This is a genomic window from Variovorax sp. GW823-FHT02B07, assembly GCF_058797695.1.
This window is the reverse complement of the sequence record NZ_JBXAJX010000001.1, coordinates 426693-442808: the sequence shown is the minus strand read 5'-3', so window position 1 is coordinate 442808 and position 16116 is coordinate 426693. Positions and strand designations below refer to the sequence as shown.

13 protein-coding genes are annotated in these 16116 nt (G+C 67.4%); 12 read left to right on the top strand and 1 reads right to left on the bottom strand.

Annotated elements, in window-relative coordinates; translation table 11 throughout:
• Positions 1-8: 8 nt before the first annotated feature.
• From puuE to AC1RGU_RS02110, 8 genes are all read left to right on the top strand, one after another.
• Positions 9-971, top strand: coding sequence for an allantoinase PuuE (puuE, locus tag AC1RGU_RS02145; protein ID WP_062480836.1), 963 nt, complete (start codon positions 9-11; stop codon positions 969-971).
• Positions 968-2755 carry a 2-oxo-4-hydroxy-4-carboxy-5-ureidoimidazoline decarboxylase gene (gene uraD / locus AC1RGU_RS02140; protein WP_139702711.1) on the top strand — a complete coding sequence of 596 codons (1788 nt, stop codon included), beginning with the start codon at positions 968-970 and terminating at the stop codon, positions 2753-2755. The genes puuE and uraD overlap by 4 nt, the downstream gene beginning before the upstream one ends.
• A gap of 23 nt (positions 2756-2778) precedes the next feature.
• Positions 2779-4005 (top strand): M20 family metallopeptidase, encoded by a 1227-nt coding sequence (locus tag AC1RGU_RS02135; RefSeq protein ID WP_492694416.1) that lies wholly within the window; start codon positions 2779-2781, stop codon positions 4003-4005.
• Between the two features lie 185 nt (positions 4006-4190).
• Positions 4191-5888, top strand: a complete 1698-nt coding sequence (locus AC1RGU_RS02130; RefSeq protein WP_492694414.1) for a CehA/McbA family metallohydrolase domain-containing protein — start codon at positions 4191-4193, stop codon at positions 5886-5888.
• Positions 5889-6107: 219 nt separating this feature from the next.
• Complete coding sequence (locus AC1RGU_RS02125) at positions 6108-7601, top strand: NCS1 family nucleobase:cation symporter-1 (RefSeq protein WP_492694412.1); 1494 nt, start codon at positions 6108-6110, stop codon at positions 7599-7601.
• 30 nt (positions 7602-7631) lie between these two features.
• Positions 7632-8369, top strand: coding sequence for an aspartate/glutamate racemase family protein (locus AC1RGU_RS02120; protein WP_492694410.1), 738 nt, complete (start codon positions 7632-7634; stop codon positions 8367-8369).
• A 14-nt stretch (positions 8370-8383) separates the two neighbouring features.
• A complete protein-coding gene (locus AC1RGU_RS02115; RefSeq protein WP_062479384.1) occupies positions 8384-9145 on the top strand; it encodes a GntR family transcriptional regulator in 762 nt (253 codons plus the stop codon).
• 222 nt (positions 9146-9367) lie between these two features.
• Positions 9368-10858 carry a nucleobase:cation symporter-2 family protein gene (locus AC1RGU_RS02110; protein ID WP_062479381.1) on the top strand — a complete coding sequence of 497 codons (1491 nt, stop codon included), beginning with the start codon at positions 9368-9370 and terminating at the stop codon, positions 10856-10858.
• Between the two features lie 4 nt (positions 10859-10862).
• Here AC1RGU_RS02110 and AC1RGU_RS02105 read toward each other — a convergent pair whose 3' ends face one another.
• A complete protein-coding gene (locus tag AC1RGU_RS02105) occupies positions 10863-11720 on the bottom strand; it encodes an aldo/keto reductase (protein ID WP_492694408.1) in 858 nt (285 codons plus the stop codon).
• A 273-nt stretch (positions 11721-11993) separates the two neighbouring features.
• On the opposite strand from AC1RGU_RS02105, the gene AC1RGU_RS02100 reads away from it, so the two are divergent.
• From AC1RGU_RS02100 to AC1RGU_RS02085, 4 genes are all read left to right on the top strand, one after another.
• Positions 11994-13085 carry a tartrate dehydrogenase gene (locus AC1RGU_RS02100; protein ID WP_070061680.1) on the top strand — a complete coding sequence of 364 codons (1092 nt, stop codon included), beginning with the start codon at positions 11994-11996 and terminating at the stop codon, positions 13083-13085.
• 197 nt (positions 13086-13282) lie between these two features.
• Positions 13283-14233 (top strand): ABC transporter permease, encoded by a 951-nt coding sequence (locus AC1RGU_RS02095; protein WP_070061679.1) that lies wholly within the window; start codon positions 13283-13285, stop codon positions 14231-14233.
• A complete protein-coding gene (locus tag AC1RGU_RS02090; protein WP_492694406.1) occupies positions 14230-15114 on the top strand; it encodes an ABC transporter permease in 885 nt (294 codons plus the stop codon). The genes AC1RGU_RS02095 and AC1RGU_RS02090 overlap by 4 nt, the downstream gene beginning before the upstream one ends.
• 6 nt (positions 15115-15120) lie before the next feature.
• Entirely contained in the window at positions 15121-16113 is a 993-nt protein-coding gene (locus AC1RGU_RS02085; RefSeq protein WP_070061677.1) for an ABC transporter ATP-binding protein, read from the top strand.
• Positions 16114-16116: the final 3 nt, after the last annotated feature.

Below are 16116 nucleotides of genomic sequence, written 5' to 3'. Positions count from 1 at the left end.
TCCACACCATGACCGTCTACGACACCACCCTGCCCTACCCGCGCGACCTGATCGGCTACGGCCGCAACCCGCCCCACGCCCGCTGGCCCGGCGGCGCGCGCGTGGCGGTGCAGTTCGTCCTCAACTACGAAGAAGGCGGCGAGAACGCCACGCTGCACGGCGACGCGGGCTCCGAGCAGTTCCTTTCCGAGATGTTCAACCCGGCGAGCTTCCCCGACCGGCACATCAGCATGGAAGGCATCTACGAGTACGGCTCGCGCGCCGGCGTGTGGCGCATCCTGCGAGAGTTCGAAAAGCGCGGCCTGCCACTCACCGTCTTCGGCGTGGGCATGGCGCTGCAGCGCTACCCCGAGCTCACGGCCGCCTTCAAGGAACTCGGCCACGAGATCGCCTGCCACGGCTGGCGCTGGATCCATTACCAGAACCTCGATGAAGCCACCGAGCGCGAGCACATGCGCCTGGGCATGGAAGCCATCGAAAAGCTCACCGGCGAGCGCGCGCTCGGCTGGTACACCGGCCGCGACAGTCCGCGCACGCGCCGCCTCGTGGCCGACTACGGCGGCTTCGAGTACGACAGCGACTACTACGGCGACGACCTGCCCTTCTGGATGAAGGTGCAAAAGACCGACGGCAGCGTCGTGCCCCAGCTCATCGTGCCCTACACGCTCGACTGCAACGACATGCGCTTTGCGCTGCCGCAGGGCTACTCGCACGCCGACCCGTTCTTCCAGTACATGAAGGACACCTTCGACGCGCTGTACGCCGAAGGCGACCCGAACGGCGACGACAGCCCCAAGATGATGAGCATCGGCATGCACTGCCGCCTGCTCGGCCGCCCCGGCCGCATCACGGCGCTGCAGCGCTTTCTCGACCACATCGCCACGCACGACAAGGTCTGGGTCTGCCGCCGCGTCGACATCGCACGCCACTGGAAGCAGGCACATCCTTTCGAAGCCGGAGCCGCATCATGAGCACCCCTCTCCTCACCCTTGCCCAACTCAACGCCGCAGGGCCGGCCGCTGCCGTTGCCATGCTCGACGGCGTGTACGAGCACTCGCCCTGGATCGCGCAGCGCGCGCTGGTGCAGCGCCCCTTCCGCTCGCTCGCGCACCTCAAGCATGCGCTGGTGCAGGCGCTGGCCGCGTCGTCGGCCGACGAGCAGATCGGCCTGATCCGCGCCCACCCCGAGCTCGCCGGCAAGGCCATGGTCAGCAAGACGCTCACCGCCGAGTCGACCAACGAGCAGAACAAGGCCGGCCTGACCGACTGCACGCCCGAAGAGTTCGCGCAGATCCAGAAGCTCAACGCCGACTACAACGCGAAGTTCGGCTTCCCGTTCATCCTGGCGGTGCGCGGCCCGCGCGGCACGGGCCTGGCCAAGCGCGAGATCATCGAGACCTTCGCGCGCCGGCTGCACAACCACCCGAGCTTCGAGCTCGGCGAGGCGCTGCGCAACATCCACCGCATCGCCGAGATCCGCCTGAACGACAAGTTCGGCGCCGACATCACGCTGGGCAACGACGTGTGGGACTGGCAGGAACAGCTGTCGGTGCACACCGACCCCGGCTATGCCGAGAAGGGCCAGCTCACCGTCACCTACCTGACCGACGCGCACCGCGCCTGCGCCGCGAACATCTCGGGCTGGATGCGCGACTGCGGCTTCGACTCCGTGCACATCGATGCCGTGGGCAACGTGGTCGGCCGCTACGAAGGCGCCACGCCCGACGCCAAGACCCTGCTCACCGGCTCGCACTACGACACCGTGCGCAACGGCGGCAAGTACGACGGCCGCCTGGGCATCTTCGTGCCCATGGCCTGCGTGCGCGAACTCAAGCGCCAGAACCGCCGCCTGCCCTTCGCCTTCGAAGTCGTCGGCTTCGCTGAAGAAGAAGGCCAGCGCTACAAGGCCACCTTCCTCGGCTCGGGCGCGCTCATCGGCCACTTCGACCCGCGCTGGCTCGACCAGAAGGACGCCGACGGCATCACCATGCGCGAGGCCATGCAGCACGCCGGCCTGAAGGAAGAAGACATTCCGAAGATCCAGCGCGACCCCGCGCGCTACCTCGGCTTCGTCGAGGTGCACATCGAACAGGGCCCCGTGCTCACCGAGCTCGATCTGCCGCTGGGCATCGTCACCTCCATCAACGGCAGCGTGCGCTACGTGGGCGAAGTCATCGGCATGGCCAGCCACGCCGGCACCACGCCCATGGACCGTCGCCGCGACGCCGCCGCGGCCGTGGCCGAACTCATCCTCTACACCGAGCAGCGCGCCGCGAAAGACGGCGACTCGGTCGGCACCGTGGGCATGCTCGAAGTGCCCAGCGGCTCGATCAACGTCGTGCCCGGCCGCTGCAAGTTCAGCCTCGACCTGCGCGCGCCCAACAACGCGCAGCGCGACGCACTGGCCAACGACGTGGTCGCTGCACTGAAGGACATCTGCGAACGCCGCGGCGTGCGCTACGAGCTCGAGGAAACCATGCGCGCCGCCGCCGCGCCGAGCGCACCGGCCTGGCAGCAGCGCTGGGAACAGGCCGTCGACGCACTGGGCATTCCGCTCTTCCGCATGCCCAGCGGCGCCGGCCACGACGCGATGAAGCTGCACGAGGTGATGCCGCAGGCCATGCTCTTCGTGCGTGGCATCAACTCGGGCATCAGCCACAACCCGCTCGAGTCGAGCACCAACGACGACATTCAATTGGCCGTGCAGGCGTTCCAGCTGCTGCTGGACAACCTCGCCGCCGAACAAGCCCACTGACCGACCCCACAAGAACAACCACCATGACCGACTACGCCAAACTCGACGCCTGGATCGACGCCCACTTCGACGAGGAAGTGCAATTCCTGAAGCAACTGGTGCAGGTGCCCACCGACACGCCGCCCGGCAACAACGCGCCGCACGCCGAGCGCACCGCCGAGCTGCTGAAGGACTTCGGCCTCGACGCCGAGAAGCACGCCGTGCCCGCGCAAGAGGTGAAGGACTACGGCCTCGAATCGATCACCAACCTGATCGTGCGCCGCAAGTACGGCAACGGCGGACGCACCGTGGCGCTCAACGCCCACGGCGACGTGGTGCCGCCCGGCGAAGGCTGGACGCACGATCCGTACGGCGGCGAGATCGTCGATGGCAGCCTGTACGGCCGCGCCGCCGCCGTCAGCAAGAGCGACTTCGCCAGCTTCACCTTCGCGCTGCGCGCGCTCGAGGCCGTGGCCAAGCCCACCCAGGGCAGCATCGAGCTGCACTTCACCTACGACGAAGAGTTCGGCGGCATCCTCGGCCCGGGCTGGCTGCTCGAGAAGGGCCTGACCAAGCCCGACCTGATGATCGCGGCCGGCTTCAGCTACGAAGTGGTCACCGCGCACAACGGCTGCCTGCAGATGGAAGTGACCGTGCACGGCAAGATGGCCCACGCCGCCGTGCCCACCACCGGCATCGACGCACTGCAGGGCGCCACCAAGATCCTGAACGCGCTGTACGCGCAGAACACGCTCTACCAGAAGGTCACCTCGAAGGTCGAGGGCATCACGCACCCGTACCTGAACGTGGGCCGCATCGAGGGCGGCACCAACACCAACGTCGTGCCCGGCAAGGTCGTGTTCAAGCTCGACCGCCGCATGATCCCCGAAGAGAACCCGGTCGAGGTCGAAGCCAACATCCGCCAGGTGATCGCCGATGCCGCCGCCGAGAGCGCGGGCATCACGGTCGAGATCAAGCGCATGCTGCTCGCCAACTCGATGAAGCCGCTGGCCGGCAACAAGCCGCTGGTCGACGCGATCCAGAAGCACGGCGGCGAGCTGTTCGGCGAGCCCATCAAGGCCATGGGCACGCCGCTGTACACCGACGTGCGCCTGTACGTCGAGGCCGGCATTCCCGGCGTGATCTACGGCGCCGGCCCGCGCACCGTGCTCGAGTCGCACGCCAAGCGCAGCGACGAGCGCGTGGTGCTCGAAGACCTGCGCCGCGCGACCAAGGTGGTGGCGCGCACGCTCAGCGACCTGCTGGCCTGAGCGCCCTGAACTGCGGCTGAAAGCGCATGCCTTCGGGCGTGAACTTTCATCGCAGTTTCATCGAAGCGTCACGACAGGATTTCAGACTCCGGGGTTCTCCGGCGGATGCGCTTTCACGCCATCCGCCTCGTTGAAATCCCGATGCGACGGCCAGCCATGCGCTGGCCGTTGCTGCTTGTGTCGCCATGAAAACCCTGTCTCCCGCACCCCGCTTTCGCACCACGCTTTTCTCTTCCCTCGCGCTCGGCGCGGCCCTGCTGACCGCGTGCGGCGGCGGCTCCGGCGGCGGTGCGCCGTTCGCCGGCCTGCCCATCGCACCGCCGGCCCCTGCACCGGCGCCCTCGCCCGCCACGCCGCCGCCCCCGGCCGAGCCCGCCGGCCGCTGGACCGTGGGCGACCTGCACGTCCACACCATCCAGTCGGAAGACACGCAGCAGATTTCCACGCTCGACCAGGTGCTCGCCAAAGCCTTCGACACCTTCGGCCTCGACTGGGTCGCGCTGTCGGACCACCTGCGCATGTCTTCCTATGACAACGACGGCCGCAAGCTGGACCCAGCGATTCCGTTCTCGCGAGGCATGGCCCTCTATCAGGTGCCGCGCATCAAGGCGCTGCAGGCCGGCGGCAAGTACGCCGACAAGACGATCTTCGCGTCCTTCGAGTGGGACATGGCCACGCACGACCACGGCAACGTCGGCATCCTGACCGACAGCCCGATGTCCGACGCGGCGCTCAAGGCCGTGAGCCAGTTCGAATACCTGTTCACCAACCGCGACCCCGCGCTGTTCCCGGCCGCCGACGTGGCCGCGTGGAACGCCAAGGACGCACGCGCCTTCACCACGCACGAAGACGTGCTCAAGGCCATCGCCTGGCTCAAGAAGAACTACCCCGATTCCAGCTACCTGCAGATCAACCACCCCTCGCGCAGCCCCGGCAAATACACGGCCACCCAGCTGCGCGAGATGAACGACGCCGCGCCCGACATCGTGTTCTCGCTCGAGGGCATGGTCGGCAACCAGATGGAGCCCGACCGCGGCGGCTACGAGAGCGCCTACACGCCGGCCAACCTGCCTTCGCGCACCTACGGCGGCGTCGACTACCTCGTCGCCAAGCTCGGCGGCACCTGGGACGCCCTGCTGTCCGAAGGCCGCCGCATCTGGAACGTGGCCGATTCCGACTACCACTTCACGACCTCGAAAGGCCTGTACAGCAGCGGCTACGCGCCCGGCGAGTACGCCAGGAACCACCTCTGGGGCGACATCAAGGACCCGAAGTCGCTGCTCACCGCGATGCGCTCGGGCAAGCTGTTCGCGGTCAACGGCGGCCTCATCGACGCGCTCGACTTCAAGGTGCAAAGCGCCAAGGGCGCGGGCGAGATGGGCGCCGAAGTGAGCGCCAAACCCGGCGAAGACCTGAAGATCACCATCCGCTTCAAGAGCCCCGAGCGCAACAACTTCGAGTACCAGCTCGGCAGCGGCGTGTATGCCAACGTGAAGCCGGTGGTCGACCACATCGACCTCATCGCAGGCGACGTGACGGGCCGTGAACTCCCGGGCACACCCGGCTACGCACGCGACACCAACCCGACGACCCGCGTGGTCAAGCGCTTCACCCGCGCCGACTGGACGCTCGACACCGAAGGCTATTTCGCGGTGAGCTACACCGTGAAGGCCGGCAACAACCAGTACTTCCGCCTGCGAGGCACCAACCTGGGCACCGACGTGCCGAACGAAACGGCGGGTGGCGAGCCGCTGTTCGATGCACGCACGCCCACGCCGGCCGGCGACGACCCGGTCACGCGCTTCAACGCGATCAATGCGCGCAACTACAACGACCTGTGGTTCTATTCGAATCCTGTGTTCGTGAAGGTGGCGGCGCAGTAGGCGGCGCCCTCGCCCCGGCCTCCAAGGCGCCATGTCCCTCGCGGGGCATGGCGCTTTTTCTTTGCCCCGGCCCGCCCCGCATCAGGGAATCTACGGATATATGATTCCCCGCATGGTCTTGATTGAGTTCAATTTTTGTATACAAATAACGCACCCATAAAGACGGCGCGAAATTTGCGTCAAAAAGTCCCTCATCCCAACCAAGTACGAGGAAAGACCATGAGCACAGTCGCCAGCCATGCCCCCGCCGGGGCCAGCGAAGCCGGCATCGCGCCGCACGCGGAATCGAATGCCCTCATCAAGCCGGGCTACGACCCGCGCCTGACCAACGAGGACCTCGCCCCGCTCAAGAAGCAGACCTGGGGCCAATACAACATCTTTGCGTTCTGGATGTCCGACGTGCACAGCGTGGGCGGCTACATCACGGCCGGCAGCCTGTTCGCGCTGGGCCTGTCGAGCTGGCAGGTGTTGGTGGCGCTGCTGGTGGGCATCGTGATCGTGCAGATCTTCTGCAACCTGGTGGCCAAGCCCAGCCAGGTGACGGGCGTGCCCTACCCCGTGGTGTGCCGCGCCTCGTTCGGCGTGCTGGGCGCGAACATCCCGGCCATCATCCGCGGGCTGATCGCGGTGGCCTGGTACGGCGTGCAGACCTACCTGGCCTCCGCCGCCTTCATGGTGCTGGCGCTGCACATGGCACCCGGCCTGGCGCCGTACGCCGATGTGGCGCAGTACGGCTTCGTCGGCCTCTCGGCCCTGGGCTGGGTGGCGTTCATGGTCATGTGGGTGCTGCAGGCCTTCGTGTTCTGGCACGGCATGGAAGCCATTCGCAAGTTCATCGACTGGGCCGGCCCGGCGGTGTACGTGGTGATGGCGGTGCTGTGCGGCTGGCTCGTATGGAAGGCCGGCTGGCAGAACATCGACCTGAACCTGGGCGGCATCAAGTTCCAGGGCTGGGACGCGCTGCCGGTGATGCTCTCGGCCATCGCGCTGGTGGTGAGCTACTTCAGCGGCCCGATGCTCAACTTCGGCGACTTCTCGCGCTACGGCAAGAGCTTCGACGCGGTGAAGAAGGGCAACTTCTGGGGCCTGCCGGTCAACTTCGTGTTCTTCTCGCTGCTCACCGTGATCACCACGGCGGCCACGCTGCCCGTTTTTGGTGAACTGATCACCGACCCGGTGCACACCGTGGGCAAGATCGACAGCACCACGGCCGTGGTGCTGGGCGCGCTGACCTTCATGATCGCCACCATCGGCATCAACATCGTGGCCAATTTCGTGTCGCCGGCCTTCGACTTCTCGAACGTGGCGCCGCAGCACATCAGCTGGCGCACGGGCGGCATGATCGCCGCGGTGGGCTCGGTGTTTCTCACGCCCTGGAACCTTTACAACAGCCCCGAGGTCATTCACTACACGCTGGACGTGCTGGGCTCGTTCATCGGGCCGCTGTTCGGCATCCTGATTGCCGACTACTACATCGTGCGCAAGCAGCGCATCGACGTCGACGCGCTCTACACGATGAGCCCGAAGGGCCAGTACTGGTACAGCGGCGGCTACAACCCGAAGGCGATCCAGGCGCTGGTGCCCTCGGCCCTCGTGCCCATCCTGTGCGTGATGGTGCCGACGCTGCGCGGCGCCGCCAACTATGCGTGGTTCATCGGCATGGGCCTGGGCTTCGTGCTCTACGTGCTCTTGAACCGCAACAACAAGACTTGAAACTGTAGAGAGTAAGAAAGGGACCGTGCCGTGCGCATCAAGATCATCAACCCCAACACCACCTGGAGCATGACCGAGAAGATCGGTGCCTGCGCCCGCGCGGTGGCGCACGCCGGCACCGAGATCGTGGCCGTGAGCCCGGCCATGGGGCCGGCCTCCATCGAGAGCCACTACGACGAGGCGCTGGCCGTGCCGGGGTTGCTGCAGGAGATCGCGGCAGGCGAGCGCGACGGCATCGACGGCTACGTGATCGCCTGCTTCGGCGACCCGGGCCTGAAGGCGGCGCGCGAGCTGGCGCGCGGCCCGGTGGTCGGCATCGCCGAGGCGGCGATGCACCTGGCCAGCATGATCGGCAGCCGCTTCAGCGTGGTGACCACGCTGGGGCGCACCATGGGCCAGGCCTGGCACCTGGCCGAGATCTACGGCATGGAGCGCTTCTGCGCCAACGTGCGCGCCTGCGAGCTGCCGGTGCTCGAGCTGGAAGAGCCGGGCTCCAACGCCCGCGAGCGCATCGTCGACGAATGCCGGCGCGCGCTCGAAGAAGACGGTGCCGACTGCATCGTGCTCGGCTGCGCCGGCATGACCGACCTGTGCGCGCACATCGAGCAGGTGCTCGGCGTGCCGGTGATCGACGGCGTGGCCGCGGGCACCAAGCTCATCGAATCGCTGGTGGCGCTGAAGCTGCGCACCAGCAAGCGCGGCGAGCTGGCAAGGCCCTTGCCCAAGCCCATGATCGGTGCGCTCGAGGCCTTCACGCTCACGCGCTGAGCCACAATCGACGGATGCCCCGCGCCAGTTCCAAAACCTCCGTCCCTTCCGCCGCCCCCGTTGCCGCACCGGCCGAGAACGGCACGGCGCCGGCCGACAAGAACAGCTCCATCGAGAGCATCGCCAACGACATCGCCACCGCGATCGTCGAGAAGCGCCTGCCGCCCGGCACCTGGCTGCGCGAAGAGGCGCTGGGCCGCGTCTACTCGGTGAGCCGCACCAAGGTGCGCGCGGCGCTCTTGATGCTGTCGAAGGACAAGCTCATCGAGATGATTCCCGACAAGGGCGCCTTCGTCTGCCAGCCCACGGTGGACGAGGCGCGCGAGGTGTTCGCGGTGCGCCGCATCCTCGAGCGCGAGGTGGTGCGCCTGTTCATCGCCAACGCCCGGCCGCGCGACTACCAGACGCTCGAGCAGCACATCAAGTTCGAACGCACCGCGCTGCGCCAGAGCACCACCATGGGCACGGTGCGCGAGAAGCTGCTGGGCGACTTTCACGTGGCGCTGGCCGAAGCCACCGGCAACCACACGCTGGCCGAGATGGTGCGCGAGCTGGTGGCGCGCAGCTCGCTGATCGCGATGCTCTACCACTCCTCGAACGACCCGCACTGCTCGTCCGACGAGCATTCCGACTTCCTGCGCCTGTGCCGCAAGGGCGACGTGGAGGCGGCCGTGACCTGCATGATCGAGCACCTGGAACGCATCGAGGCCAGCCTCGAACTGGGCACCGAGAAGCCTGATCGCCAGCTCGACCTGGTCAAGGCGCTGCTGGCCTGAACCTGCGTCGCTGACGCGCCCCACTCCCGATACCTGAGAGCCGGCCGAACCGCCGGATGCCCCGCCGCGCGCCTCCTACAACGCTTCTTCACCGGATTCGGGTTTACCTGAATCCGGATTGCCGCATAAATTGTATACAGTTTCGCGTACACAACTGGTGTGCGCGACGGCTCTGCGACGCGCATCACTGCTCCGTTCCCCTCGCCGCGCCAGGAGACAACGATGACGGCAGATTCCCTTTCCAGCAATGTCCATCCCGTGGACCAGCGCCTGCCCTCGGGCAAGCTCGCGGCCCTCGGCCTGCAGCACGTGCTCGTGATGTATGCGGGCGCCGTCGCGGTGCCGCTCATCGTGGGCCGTGCGCTCAAGCTCTCGCCCGACGAGGTCGCGCTGCTGATCTCGGCCGACCTGTTCTGCTGCGGCATCGCCACGCTGATCCAGGCACTGGGCGCCACGCAGTGGTTCGGCATCAAGCTGCCCGTGATGATGGGCGTGACCTTCGCCTCGGTGGCGCCCATGGTCGCCATCGCCAACGCCAACCCCGGGCAGAACGGAGCGCAACTGCTGTTCGGCGCCATCATCGGCGCGGGGGTCATATCGATACTCATCGCGCCGCTGGTGAGCCGCATGCTGCGGTTCTTCCCGCCGGTGGTGACGGGCACGATCATCGCGGTCATCGGCATCAGCCTGATGCGCGTGGGCATCAACTGGATCTTCGGCAACCCCGTGGGACCGACGGCGCCCGCGCTGGTCGACCCGGTGTACGCCAAGTGGCTGGCCGAGGTCACCTCGCCGGGCAGCTCGATCCCCGCGGTGCCCAAGGGCTTCGCGATCATGCCCACCGTGCCCAACCCCAAGTACGCCGATCTGTCGGGCTTCGGCGTGGCCGCCCTGGTGCTGGTGTCGATCCTCCTGATCGTGAAGTACGCCAAGGGCTTCATCGCCAACATCTCGGTGCTGCTGGGCATCGTGATCGGCGCGGTGGTGGCGTCGATCACGGGCCTCATGACCTACGAGAAGGTCGGCAAGGCCGCCTGGGTCGACATCGTGCTGCCCTTCCACTTCGGCATGCCGCTGTTCGACCCCATCCTGATCCTCACGATGACGCTCATCATGATCGTCGTGATGATCGAATCGACCGGCATGTTCCTCGCGCTGGGCGAAATGACCGACCGCAAGATCAGCCAGCAAGACCTGGCCAAGGGCCTGCGCACCGACGGCCTGGGCACGCTCATCGGCGGCATCTTCAACACCTTCCCGTACACCAGCTTCTCGCAGAACGTGGGCCTGGTCGCCGTCACCGGCATCAAGAGCCGTTATGTCTGCGTGGCCGGCGGCGTGATCCTGATCGTGCTGGGCCTGCTGCCGAAGATGGCCGCGCTGGTCGAGTCGCTGCCCACCGTGGTGCTCGGCGGCGCGGGCCTCGTGATGTTCGGCATGGTGGCCGCCACCGGCATCCGCATCCTGTCGGGCGTGGACTTCAAGACCAACCGCCACAACGCCATGATCGTCGCCGTGGCCATCGGCGTCGGCATGATTCCGCTGATCGCCCCCAACTTCAAGCAGTGGATGCCGCACTCGATCCACTCGCTGATCGAGTCGGGCATCCTGCTGGCGTCGATCACGGCCGTGCTGCTGAACCTGTTCCTCAACGGTGCGAAGCACGACGAAGAGGCGGTGATCGCGGCGGCCAAGCACGCCGACGCGCACTGATGAACTAGATCATCGCCAACGGCGTCTTGCGCTTCGGCACCGGATAGATCCGGTCCAGCGCCGCCAGGGTCGTCGCATCGAGCTGCAGCTCGGCGGCGGCCCTGTTTTCTTTCAGGTGCGCGCTGCGCACCGCCTTCGGAATCGCCGCCACGCCCGGGCGCGCGATGACCGCGGCCAGCGCCAGTTGCGCGGCGCTCACGCCGAGCTCGACCGCCAGCCGGCCCAACGCCTCGTCGCCCGCCAGCGCGCCCTGGTCGATCGGGCTGTAGGCCATCAGCGGCATGCCGCGTTCGCGCTGCCAGGGCAGCAGATCGAACTCGGGGCCGCGCTCGCCGAGCGACAGGTACACCTGGTTGGCCGCGCAGGCCGGTCCCTGGCCGATGACCTGCGCCAGCTCCTGCATGTCGTCGGTGTCGAAGTTGCTCACGCCCCAGTGGGCGATGCGACCGGCCGCCACCAGTTCGTGCATCGCCTCGACCGTGTGCGCCAGCGGGTGGTTGCCGCGCCAGTGCAGCAGGTACAGGTCGATGCGCTCCAGCCCCAGCCGCGCCAGGCTGCGCTCGCAGGCCTGCCCCGTGCCGCGGCGGCTGGCGTTGTGCGGGTAGACCTTGCTGACGATGAAGAGGTCTTCGCGCTGCACATCGCCCGCGCGCAGCGCCTCGGCCACGGCCTGGCCGACCACGGTCTCCGCGCCGCCCTCGCCGTACATCTCGGCCGTGTCGATCAGGCGGTAGCCCAGGCCGATGGCCTCGCGCACCGCGGCCACCTCGGCCGCGTGGCGGGTGGCGTCTTCGCCCATGCGCCAGGTGCCGAGACCGAGAACCGGCATCTCGCCGCCGGTGGGGAGTGGAAGTGTTCGCATGGGCACGATGGTACGCAGGCCCTTTCGGCGGGTGCCCGGATGCGGGTTTTCCGCCCCCGGCGCCTTCTAATTTTTCGAAGCTCAAGTCAGTTCGATGACCATCAATTGCTTATCTTCCACCGTGTTCCGTCGTTTTGGCCTTCGCTTTTTGTCAATGCCCGGTGGGTGCCAACCCCCATCGCGCGCGCCCCACCCGCTCCTAGAATTTTTTGACGGCCTGATGTCACAAGCGTCGGCGCTCTTATCGAAACGGTTCAGGAACAGGTTGAGTCAATGCAGCAGAAGCAAAAGCACAGGATTGCCGTCATTCCCGGAGACGGCATCGGCGTCGAAGTCATGCCCGAGGGCCTTCGCGTGCTCGACGCGGTCAGTCGGCGCTTCGGCATCGATTTCGCGTACGACCATTTCGACTGGGGTTCCGACCACTACGTGCGCACCGGCCTGATGATGCCGGCCGACTGGGCCGACAAGATCCAGGGCCACGACGCGATCTACTTCGGCGCCGTGGGCGATCCCGCCAAGGTGCCCGACCACATCGCCGTGTGGGGCCTGCTCATCAAGATCCGCCGCGACTTCGACCAGTACGTCAACCTGCGTCCCGTGCGCCTGATGCCCGGCGTGCCCGGCCCGCTGGCGCACCGCAAGCCCGGCGACATCGACTTCCTCGTGGTGCGCGAGAACACCGAGGGCGAATACACCTCGGTGGGCGGGCGCCTGTTCGAAGGCACGCCGCGCGAGATGGCGATCCAGGAAGCCGTGTTCACCCGCGTGGGCGTGGACCGCATCATCGACTACGCGTTCCAGCTCGCCAACCGCCGCAAGCGCAAGAACCTGGTGGCCGCCACCAAGTCGAACGGCATCTCCATCACCATGCCCTACTGGGACGAGCGCCTGGCCGAGATCGCCACGCGCTACCCCGACGTGGCCACGAGCAAGTACCACATCGACATCCTGTGCGCGCACTTCGTGCAGCACCCCGACTGGTTCGACGTGGTCGTGGCCTCCAACCTGTTCGGCGACATCCTCTCCGACCTGGGCCCGGCCTGCACCGGCACCATCGGCATCGCGCCCAGCGCCAACCTGAACCCGGAGCGCAAGTTCCCCTCGCTGTTCGAGCCCGTGCACGGCTCGGCCCCTGACATCGCGGGCAAGGGCATCGCCAACCCCATCGGCCAGATCTGGTCGGCCGCGCTCATGCTCGACCACCTGGGCGACAACGACCCCGTGTACGCACAGGCCTCGGCGGCCGTGCTCTCGGCGATCGAGACCGTGCTGAGCGAAGGCCCGCGCACGCGCGACATGGGCGGCACCGCCAACACGGTGGACGTGGGCCGCGCGATTGCCGAGTGCATCGCTTCGGCATGACGCCTCCCGACCCTCTTTTTCGCAGGAAGCGAAACGCGCTGCGCACACCCGCAGCGTGCCCCCGTGCCCAGGGCACTGGGTGCTTCCCGCAGCGAAATCAAGGAGGAGGCCGAAGGCCGGGGGACATTCGCGGAGGGAAGTACCCGGTGGCCTGGGCACACGCCCTGAACAGCGACAAACAACGGAGCCACTGAACCATGGGCCTGTTCCTGCTCAAGCGCACCTTGACGCTCATCGGCACGCTGATCGGCGCGTCCGTCATCGTGTTCCTGGTGCTCGAAATTCTCCCCGGCAACGCCGCGCAGATGCTCATGGGCCCCGACGCCTCGCCCGACGCCGTCGCCGCCCTGGCCACCAAGCTCGGCCTCGACCAGCCCGCGTGGACCCGCTACTGGCACTGGATCGGCGGCCTGCTCACCGGCAACCTCGGTGACAGCTACGCCTACAGCTCGCCCGTCATCGACCTGATCCTCGAACGCCTGGCGCTCACTGTGCCGCTGGCCGTGATGGCGATGGCCCTCACCGTCGTCATCGCATTGCTCGTGGGCGTGACGGCAGCCGCGCGCCACAACAAGCTCGGCGACGTCGGCCTCATGGGCATGGCCCAGGTCGGCATCGCCATCCCCAACTTCTGGTTCGCGATCCTGCTGATCCTCGTGTTCTCGGTGCAGCTGCAGTGGTTCTCTGCCGGCGGCTTCGAGGGCTGGGGTGAAGGCATCTTCGCGGGGCTCAAGTCCCTGCTTCTGCCCGCGCTGTCGCTCGCTGTGGTGCAAGCCGCGATCCTTGCGCGCATCACACGCTCGGCCGTGCTCGAGGTGATGCGCGAAGATTTTGTGCGCACCGCGCGCGCCAAGGGCGTGTCGCAGCGCATGGTGCTGTGGACCCACGTGCTGCGCAACGCGATGATCCCCGTCATCACCGTCATGGGCATGCAATTCTCCGAGCTGCTGGCCGGCACCATCGTGGTGGAGAACGTGTTCTACCTGCCCGGCCTGGGCCGCCTGATCTTCCAGGCCATCAGCAACCGCGACCTGATCGTGGTGCGCAACTGCGTGATGCTGCTCGCAGCCATGGTCGTCATCGTGAACTTCGTGGTCGATGTGCTCTACGCCGTGATCGACCCGCGCATCAAGGCGAGCGACATATGAGCGCCATCCTCTCCCCTTCCGTGCCCGCTTCCGGCGCGCCCCTCGCGCCCGGCTTCTGGCGCCGTGCGGTCAAGCACCGCAGCTTCGTCATCGGCGGCGTGTTCGCGCTGCTGCTGTTGCTGGCGGCCTTGCTCTCCTTCGTCTGGACGCCGTGGTCGCCCTACGCGATGGACATGGCGAACAAGATGCAAGGCCCTTCGGCCACCCACTGGCTCGGCACCGATGCCTTCGGGCGCGACGTGGCCTCGCTGCTGCTGGTGGGCGCGCGTGCGTCCATCCTCGTGGGCGTGATTGCCGTCGGCATCGGCCTTGTGGTCGGCACTGCGCTGGGGTTGCTCGCTGCTGCGAGGCGCGGCTGGGTCGAAGAGGCCGTGATGCGCCTGTCGGACTTCACGCTGGCCTTCCCCGCGATCCTCTCGGCCATCATGATGACCGCCGTGTTCGGCGCCGGCATCGTCAACGCCATCGTCGCGATCGGCATCTACAACATCCCGACGTTTGCGCGCATCACACGCGCCTCGGCCAACGCCATCTGGTCACGCGAATACGTCGCTGCCGCACGCGCCTGCGGCAAGGGCAGCTTCGCGATCACCATGCAGCACGTGCTGCCGAACATCTCGGCCGTGCTGATCGTGCAGATCACCATCCGCTTCGCCATCGCGATCCTGGCCGAGGCCGCCCTCTCCTACCTCGGCCTCGGCACGCAGCCGCCGCAGCCTTCGTGGGGCCGTATGCTCAGCGAAGCCCAGACCCTCATGTTCCAGCAGCCGCTGCTGGCCGTCTTCCCCGGCATGGCCATCGCCTTCGCGGTGCTCGGCCTGAACCTGCTGGGCGACGGTCTGCGCGACCTGCTCGATCCACGCCTGGCCCGCGCAAGGTAGACCGCCATGCCCCTCCTCGAAGTCAACGACCTCCACATCGGCCTGCAGACACAGCGCGGCCCCGCCGAAGCCGTGCGCGGTATTTCCTTCTCGCTGGAGCGCGGCGAAACGCTGGGCATCGTCGGCGAGTCGGGCTGCGGCAAGTCGATCACCGTGATGTCGCTCATGGGCCTGCTGCCGTCCACCGCGAAGGTCACGGGCAGCATCAAGCTCGACGGCCAGGAACTCGTCGGCCTGCCCGAAAAGCAGATGTGCCAGCTGCGCGGCAACCGCATCGGCATGATCTTCCAGGAGCCGATGACGGCCCTGAACCCTGTGCACACCATCGCGCGCCAGGTCGGCGAGCCGCTGATGCTGCACCGCGGCCTCACCAAGGCGCAGGCGCGCAAGGAAGCGCTCGACCTGCTCGACCGCGTCGGCATTCCCGATGCGGCTTCGCGCCTCGACGCCTACCCGCACCAGTTCTCGGGCGGGCAGCGCCAGCGCATCGGCATCGCGATGGCGCTGGCCTGCGGCCCCGACCTGCTGATCGCCGACGAGCCCACCACCGCGCTTGACGTGACGATCCAGAAGCAGGTGCTCGACCTGATCCAGGGCCTGGTCGCCGAAATGGGCATGGCGCTGATCCTCATCTCGCACGACCTCGGCGTGATCGCCAGCAGCGTGCAGCGCATGCTCGTGATGTACGGCGGCAGCGCCGTGGAAAGCGGCCCGACCGAAACGGTCTTTGCCGACCGCGCCCACCCTTACACGCGCGGCCTGTTCGCGGCGCGCCCCGCGCTCGGCGCCGTGCGCGCGGGCCGACTGCCCACCATCCGCGGCAGCGTGCCCGAGCTGGTCGACATCCCGCGCGGCTGCGGCTTCGCGGGCCGTTGCGACTTCACGACCGACGCCTGCCACACCACGAAACCGCCGGTGGCCCGCCAACCCAACGGCCATGCGGTGAGCTGCCTGCACCTCGACGCCGTCGCCGCGCACGCCACGCTGGCCGCCGCATGAGCA